At 44.4% G+C, this 7,034-nt stretch carries 7 protein-coding genes; 1 reads left to right on the top strand and 6 read right to left on the bottom strand.

The genetic code is table 11. From position 1 onward, the window contains the following. Window positions 1–47: 47 nt before the first annotated feature. From rpsR to Q0095_RS00320, 6 genes are all read right to left on the bottom strand, one after another. Window positions 48–308: a 30S ribosomal protein S18 gene (rpsR, locus tag Q0095_RS00345; protein ID WP_295151385.1), complete on the bottom strand. Its 261-nt coding sequence runs from the start codon at window positions 306–308 to the stop codon at window positions 48–50. Window positions 309–321: 13 nt separating this feature from the next. Next, entirely contained in the window at window positions 322–924 is a 603-nt protein-coding gene (locus tag Q0095_RS00340) for a single-stranded DNA-binding protein (RefSeq protein ID WP_297880308.1), read from the bottom strand. Window positions 925–934: 10 nt separating this feature from the next. Continuing rightward, a complete protein-coding gene (gene rpsF, locus Q0095_RS00335; protein ID WP_297880306.1) occupies window positions 935–1,348 on the bottom strand; it encodes a 30S ribosomal protein S6 in 414 nt (137 codons plus the stop codon). A gap of 84 nt (window positions 1,349–1,432) precedes the next feature. Beyond that, the gene (locus Q0095_RS00330) at window positions 1,433–2,437 is read right to left on the bottom strand and encodes a DNA polymerase III subunit delta (RefSeq protein ID WP_297880304.1); all 1,005 of its coding nucleotides are present in this window, start codon (window positions 2,435–2,437) and stop codon (window positions 1,433–1,435) included. Next, window positions 2,437–4,359, bottom strand: coding sequence for a ribonuclease R family protein (locus Q0095_RS00325; RefSeq protein WP_297880302.1), 1,923 nt, complete (start codon window positions 4,357–4,359; stop codon window positions 2,437–2,439). The genes Q0095_RS00330 and Q0095_RS00325 overlap by 1 nt, the downstream gene beginning before the upstream one ends. Next, complete coding sequence (locus Q0095_RS00320) at window positions 4,356–5,588, bottom strand: hypothetical protein (RefSeq protein WP_297880300.1); 1,233 nt, start codon at window positions 5,586–5,588, stop codon at window positions 4,356–4,358. Before Q0095_RS00320 ends, Q0095_RS00325 begins: the two co-directional genes overlap by 4 nt. 255 nt (window positions 5,589–5,843) lie before the next feature. On the opposite strand from Q0095_RS00320, the gene Q0095_RS00315 reads away from it, so the two are divergent. Continuing rightward, the gene (locus tag Q0095_RS00315) at window positions 5,844–6,632 is read left to right on the top strand and encodes a hypothetical protein (protein ID WP_297880298.1); all 789 of its coding nucleotides are present in this window, start codon (window positions 5,844–5,846) and stop codon (window positions 6,630–6,632) included. The last annotated feature ends 402 nt before the right edge of the window (window positions 6,633–7,034 follow it).

Below are 7,034 nucleotides of genomic sequence, written 5' to 3'. Positions count from 1 at the left end.
TTAGAATTTAAAATGAGAGAATTTTAGCGGCTCTACGCCGCTAAAATTTAAAGATTTTCGAATGGATTTACGACCACGTCTTTGCGATCAACGATGTAAGGTATAAGGGCTGCTTGGCGCGCGCGCTTGATAGCCTTTTCTACCATTTCTTGATATTTTTTGCTGGTGCCGGTTAAGCGGCGCGGCATGATCTTAAAGCGCTCGCTTAGGCAGTGCTTTAGCAGCGCCGTGTCCTTATAATCGATAAATTCGATCTTTGCTTCCGTAAATTTGCAATACTTTCTAGTATATTTTCTCTTATCTGCCATGATTTTTCCTTAATTAAAATGGGATCGTGTCGTTGCCGTCATCGTATTTATCGGCATCAACGTCGACTTCCGGAATCGTGCTTTCGTAACTCTGCTCTTTTTGTTTAGGCGCGTTGTAATCGTTTTTTGCACCTCTAGAATTTGAGTTTTGTCTGTTAGCATAGCTATTTCCGCCGCCGTAATTACCGCCGCCGCTATAGTTAGAATTTCCTCCGCCATAGCCGCCGGAGCTTCCACCATAATTGCCACCCTCGTAATTGCCGCCTTGATTATAGCCGCCGCTTCCACCTTGATTGCTTCCTAGCATCTCCATCGTATCTACGCTGATGGAGTGCTTGCTTCGGTTCTGTCCGTTTTGATCTTGCCACTGATCTAGCTTTAAGCGGCCTTCGATCAAAATTTTACTGCCTTTTCGCAAGTATTGATTTGCGATCTCGGCCGTACGACCGAAAAAATCTATGTCTATAAAGCACGTTTCTTCGCGTTTCTCGCCGTTTGAACTATTATATCTGCGTGTGACGGCAATGCCGGTTTTACCTACGGCGGTGCCCGTTTGCAGATATCTAAGCTCGATATCTCGGGTCAAATTACCTACCAAAACTACTTTATTGAACATGTTTTATCCTTTATTCGCCCTCTTTGGCTGCTTCTTCAGGCTCTTTTGGCTCTACCGGCGCTTTTGGCTCGCGCTCTTTTTTCGCAGGGCTTAGTTTGATGCCTTTGCTTAGCTTATCCCAAGCGGAAATTTCGCGCTTAGTCTCATATTTGACGGTCAAAAATCTAATGATATCTTCGTTGATGCGCAGATTTCTAACAAGCTCGGAGATCAAGTTCGGCTCGGCTTTAAAATAGATTACGAAATAAACTCCGCGCTCATATTTATCGATCTTATAGGCTAGCTTTCTAGCGCCCATTTCGATCACAGAAGCGATTTCTCCGCCGTTTTTGGTTATGATTTCTTTGACGAAATCGACTTTTGTTTTAACTTCATCGTCGGTAAGCGTGGGCTTAACGATGAATAAAACCTCGTAGTTTCTCATAAATTCTCCTTATGGATTTTAGCTCGCAAACGGTGTCTGCGGGCAAGGATTTTGCAAAAAATGCGAAGAGATATTACTAAAATTTCACTTAATATTTGCTTTTTGCCCGAGCGAACTTAACAGCATGTGCTGCAACCTCAAAAACGACGCGAGCAAAAGCTCGTCCTTCGCCGCGTTCTTCTCGCTTTTGAGTTCAAATTCCAAATCGTTTAAGTGAGCGAAAATTTTATAAAACGTCCGCGTAGAAAAGCTAGTGGCGTAGCGCTGCATCTGTGCGGCCACGGAAGGTGGCGGCTGATAGCCTAAAACCGCCTTAAAATCAAATCTGCCGTTTATTTTCACGTAAGCATGCAGGCGAAAAATTCTATAAATCAGGCGGTAGAAATAATTTATCAGCTCCATCTCGTTGTATCCGCCGCCCAGAGCCATTTTGTAAAAATCTACGCGAAAGTCGCAAAGGCTGAAAATTTTATCAAAAAGCTCGTCGTAGCTCACCTCGCTAAGACCATAAACCATCAAATTTACGTTTTGCAGGCTAAGCTCAAGCCCCAGACTTGCAAATTTTTCTATCTCGCTCGCGCTTAGGCTCAGGCTCTCGTTGTGGATGGCGTAGATCCTGCTAAGTGCGGCGGTGTTTGCAAAAAGCCCGCACATCTCGCATTTTTGCGCAAGCAGCGCTATGGCTTCGTTTATGCCCGAGGGTCTGAAAAACCTCACTTCGTTTCGTTCAAATTCCTTGATAAAATCCGCGCTTACAGAAATTTCGCTATCGTTTAGCTCGTAGATCAGATGGTTATTCGCGTCCGCCTTGCACAGCGCGATGAGCCTTCGCAGCTCCCCTTTTTTGATGAGCGAGGCGGTTTTGATGTGAAGCGTGTTGCTGCCGCCGAAAAGCGAGGGCTCCAAGAAGCTTCGCGCCTGCTCAAAATCATACTCCAAAAAATACAAACTCAAAAAATTTTCCGCGGCGTAAATTTGCTTCAATCGCTGCGCGTAAAGCTCGTTTGAAAAATCGTCTCCGCCGCGCAAAAGCACGAAATTCGGCACTCTACCGCTTGCGATAAGCCCGTCAAATTCTCTCCTATACATCAGATTTTCTTTACCACCCTGCCTAAGATCACTCCGCTAGCGATGTTTGCGTCCGTAAGCTCGACTAGCACGGGCGTTAAAATGTCGCCGGCGAAATTTGAAACTAAAATTTTAGCCCCCTTTAGCTTGTCGTCTAGCTTTGCGGTGACGGAATTTCCGTTTTCGTCGATATAACAGCGGAATTTTTTGCCTAAGCGTTCCGCAGCCCAGCGCGCAAATTTTCGGTCCATAAAATCAAACGCGACCTTATCCGCCTCGCGCTCTAGCTCGTTTAACCGCGCGCACGTCGCGTCAATGTTTAAAAGCAGGTAATTATAAAATTTTTCATCTCCCCTCATCTGCGCCTTTAGCAAGCGGTGCAAAATGAGATCGGAATAGCGTCTGATCGGGCTCGTGAAGTGCGTGTAGTTATCAAATCCGAGCCCGAAATGCCCGCGCGATTCGGATCCGTACTCGGCGCGCTTTTGAGCCTTGATGATGAGCTTATCGACCTCCTCGCGGATCCCCATGGCATCGGCTTGCGCTTGGATTTCGCCGATCATCTTAGCAAGGTTGCTCTGATACGGCGCGTCGATGCCAAACAGCGCTAGATCGTCAATCAGCGCGTAAATTTTTTTAAGCTCCGCCGAGCCGTGATTTCTAAAAACGCCCCGCTCGATGCGCGCCGCAGCGGCTTTGTTGGCTAGCAGCATACAATCCTCGATGAGTTTGTGCGACGGGGTGTCGGTCTCAAAGCGAGTGGAGCTTATTAGGCCGTGCTCATCAAGCGTGATGCGAAGTTCCTTGGTGCGGAAATCAAATCCGCGCTTCAGCCTCGCGCGGCGCAGGCACTCGCAAATTTCATTAAGCGGCAAGAGCCAGCTTAAAATTTCAGGCTCGCACGCCTTGCGGGTGCGTAAAATTTCATCGACCTCGTCGTAATCGTAGCGGCGCTTTGATCTTATAATCGCTTCGAAAAGCTCCTCTTTTTGCGGGTTCAAATTTTCATCCAAAGAGATTTTAAAAACAAAGGCTAGCCTCGGCAGATCAGGCATCAGCGAGCAGATGTTTTCGCTAAGCTCGCGCGGTAGCATCGGCACGGATCGGTGCGGGAAGTAGATCGAAAAGCCGCGAAATTTTGCCTCCTTATCGATCGGCGAGTATTCGCTCACGTATTCGCTCACATCGGCGATCGCGACGTAAAGCGTGCGCTCTTTTACGTCAAAATAGATCGCGTCGTCGAAGTCCTTGGCGTCGATGGGATCGATGGTGCAAAAGGGCAGATGCTGTAAATCCACGCGCTGCGGATACAGCGCCTCGTCCACTTCTCTGCCGAAGCTCGCGGCTTGCTGCTTGCACGCTTCGTTAAATTCGTCGTTCTTATCGTAGATCGCTAAAGAAATTTTCTCATCGACGAAGGGATCGGATAAGTTTCCGATCACCTCGGTAATCTCGTTCGTTAGATTATCAATCTTTAAAAGGGTGTTTGCGGGCAGCTGCTTTAGCGATTTTTGCGTGGCTTTGAGCGGATTTGCGAGGCCGGTTTTGACGTTCACGCCTAAAATTTCGCGCCCGAAGCTTTTGGTATAAACCACGCTCGTTAAAAATGCGGGCTTGACGCACATCAGCACCTTTGCGTGCAGGCGGGACTTTCTTGAGCTTAAAATTTTTGCTAGGATCAGATCGCCCAGATGCACGCCGCTTAGATATCTGTTTTCGATGATAAGATCTGCTTTGAAGCGGTCGTCAAAGCTTTGCAGATAGCCCGTGCCGTCACGCGCGATGTCGAGCCTGCCGAAAACATAGCCGTCGTTTAGGTAGAGCTTGCCCTTGTGCGCGCTGATAGCGCCGATATTTAGGAGGTTGCGCACGAGCTCCTTTTGCTCGCCGCTAAGATCCTTTTCAAATACGCCCAAGTTAAAGGCGCGCAGGAACTCTTTCATATCGAAATTTCGCCTTTCGCCTCTAAAAACGCCTCCTGCTCGAAGCCGAACTCGACTAGTAAATTTAAAGCGTTGTCGATGCTAAGCTCGTCGAAGTGATGGTAGATATTGACCGCGGTTTTGGCGATTTTTAGCATCGCGTAGCGGGATTTGTTCTCAAAAGGCGCGTCGTCGGGGGCGTTTGAATACAGCGCGTCCTGCGCGATCTGCTCTAGCCCGAAATGCGCAAATAGCGCGTGCGAGACGCTCTCGCGGTTCGTGCCGCTAAATTTCATCTCCACGTCGGTAAAATCCTGCGGAAAGATCGAGCCTTTGATGGCATGGTAAAATTCCTCCGTCTTGCCCGCCGCGCACACCTGCTCGTCGATAAAAACCCGCCCGAACTCCACTAAAATCACGCTTGAGAGGATACTTTGCTCAATCTGCGGGTAGGATTTGATCCACGAAAACATAAGCAGATTTCGCAGCAGCGAGACCTGCGTGAGCTTTTCGCGATCGATGCGATACGCCTGCAGGCTCGGCTTTAGCATCTCGTCAAATACCGCGAATAGAAAAAACGCCCGCATCTGCTCGCGCCCGTAAAGCTCAAACGCTCGCTGTAAATTTAGCGTTTTTAGTGCCGCGGCGCCCTGCTCTTGTCCCTGCTCCTGCGCTCTCCCACATTCTTGCTCCTGTTTTTGCTGCTGCGCTTGTATCGGCTCTCGCCCATGCACTCGTTCGGCTTGCGCAGAAACACCCGAACCTAGCGTGCAATCAGCTCTCGCAGCGGCGTGCTGATTTTGCCGCTGTGTATCGCTCGCGGCCTGCGAGGGGTTAAATTTAAAATTCTCGTCGCTGTAGTTCGCGCCGCTTGCGTCATTTGAGTGATTAAATTTGAGACTATCGCCCCGCCCTGCTAAGTCTGCACCTTTTTGCTCGCTCGAGATACACTCGTTTTGCCGCCACTCGTCTGCGGCGTCTTGCAAGCCATACTTTATAGGCTCCGCGCCTTGTAGATCGCACCGCTCATCTGCAGTAGCGAAATTTTGCCCCGCAAGCCCTTCGGCGCTAAATTTAGACAAACCGCAAAAGGCTAAATCTAAAATTTTATCTGTGAGGGGAGCATTTTTTGAAATTTGCAAAGCGAGCCTGGCGTCCGAAACATCCGCGTCAAACGATGCTAAAATTTTTAAAATTTCATCGCTAAAACCCGCGAGTGCGCCTATTTTTTGGGTTATAAATTTATTCATTTTGAAAAGCCGTTCAATATAAATTTCGCACAATCATATCAAATTTTAACTCAAATTGCAAAGCAGAACGCCGCCGTTGCGTCTAAATTCCACTTCGGCTCACGAGGCTTTTAAGCGCTTTTTTTGCGTTTGAAAATCGCAGATCAACCTGCAGCTTGTCGCAGCGGCAAAACCGAAATTTCACTTGTCGTTTTATAAAATTTTAATCTCCTTTCGTATAGAATGCATCGAAATTCCGTTTATAGAGAGCTTGATTTGGATAAATTTGAAGCCAGCTCTGTGCCAAGAAAAGAAAGGACTAGGGACTACGACAAAGAACCGCTAGTTTTGCGTGATTATTCTGGTTTTCCTTTAATTTTACACTATTTGATTATTTTAATATTTTGGATTACTGCTTCTGGGTTTTGCATTAGTTGCTTAGACGATTTTGAAAGCGGTATTTTAGATTTTGATGACACAAAACGAACGATAATAAAATTTGGCTTTGCAATAGTTGTATTTTTGATATTTGATTGTTTTAATATTATAAATTTAAAGAAAAAATATACCTATTTTTATAATTCAAAAGTTGCATATTATGATCAAAATTTTAAAGAAATTAGCAGTGAAGATATAATATTTAACAAAGACACAACTTTTAAAGCAAATTGGTTTTTAGATATGATATTTTCAACTATTTTTGGTAAGGTATTTTTGGTTAGTTTTTTCATAATTAGCTTTATTAAAGGAACTTTTGGCATATCTTTAATAGGTGTATTACTTTTAATATTTATATTATTGTTTGCGGAATTTTTAGAAATTATAGTTTTTTTGGTAATTTATAGATATGAAAATAAAAGTTTTAAAAATTTTTGGAAAATATTTCCAAAATTTCAAATAAATCTTGAATACGCAGAAGACATACATTGGTCTGATTATAGGCGAAATAACGAAAGACTTTATTCTATACATATATTTTCTTTCAATGAAGAAAATTACGATAAGGTAAGAGATTATATTTTTACAGTCTTTAATATAGATATAAATAAAAATTTAAGTAAATAACAATTTTTTGATAAAGGATAAAAAAATGAGAAAGTTTGAGGCGCTAAAAACATATTCAGGGCTAGCTTGGGTGTGGGTATAGGGGATTAAACAATTAACAAGCTGTGGTATAAAAAAGACTGCTATGCTATTTAGATTTAACCGAGGACTAATTCAGATCAAACAGATCCAAATATTAAATTTGCAAATTTAAATTTACTTGTTGCTTGAATTTAAAAGCAATAGCGAGTTTAAATTTGTAAATTCATAAAATTCAGTATCAAACGATACTGACCGAGATTGAATTTGCTAGGAAATTTTATAAAAAGGATCAAATTTGGTAAACGATGTTTTTAATAAAATTGAGGTTGAAGCGTGGATCAAGCGAACTGATAAGCTAATTCCTGGTCATCGACATGAGTT

The organism is uncultured Campylobacter sp., from assembly GCF_938045535.1.
In the GTDB taxonomy this organism is placed as follows: domain Bacteria; phylum Campylobacterota; class Campylobacteria; order Campylobacterales; family Campylobacteraceae; genus Campylobacter_B.
Note: the sequence above shows the minus strand (reverse complement) of the source record. Positions and strands in the feature narration are given on the sequence as shown.

What these genes read in the sequence shown, in the direction of transcription:
- rpsR (WP_295151385.1), bottom strand. Translation starts at nt 308, where the DNA reads ATGGCAGATAAGAGAAAATATACTAGAAAGTATTGCAAATTTACGGAA.
- Q0095_RS00340 (WP_297880308.1), bottom strand. Translation starts at nt 924, where the DNA reads ATGTTCAATAAAGTAGTTTTGGTAGGTAATTTGACCCGAGATATCGAG.
- rpsF (WP_297880306.1), bottom strand. Translation starts at nt 1,348, where the DNA reads ATGAGAAACTACGAGGTTTTATTCATCGTTAAGCCCACGCTTACCGAC.
- Q0095_RS00330 (WP_297880304.1), bottom strand. Translation starts at nt 2,437, where the DNA reads ATGTATAGGAGAGAATTTGACGGGCTTATCGCAAGCGGTAGAGTGCCG.
- Q0095_RS00325 (WP_297880302.1), bottom strand. Translation starts at nt 4,359, where the DNA reads ATGAAAGAGTTCCTGCGCGCCTTTAACTTGGGCGTATTTGAAAAGGAT.
- Q0095_RS00320 (WP_297880300.1), bottom strand. Translation starts at nt 5,588, where the DNA reads ATGAATAAATTTATAACCCAAAAAATAGGCGCACTCGCGGGTTTTAGC.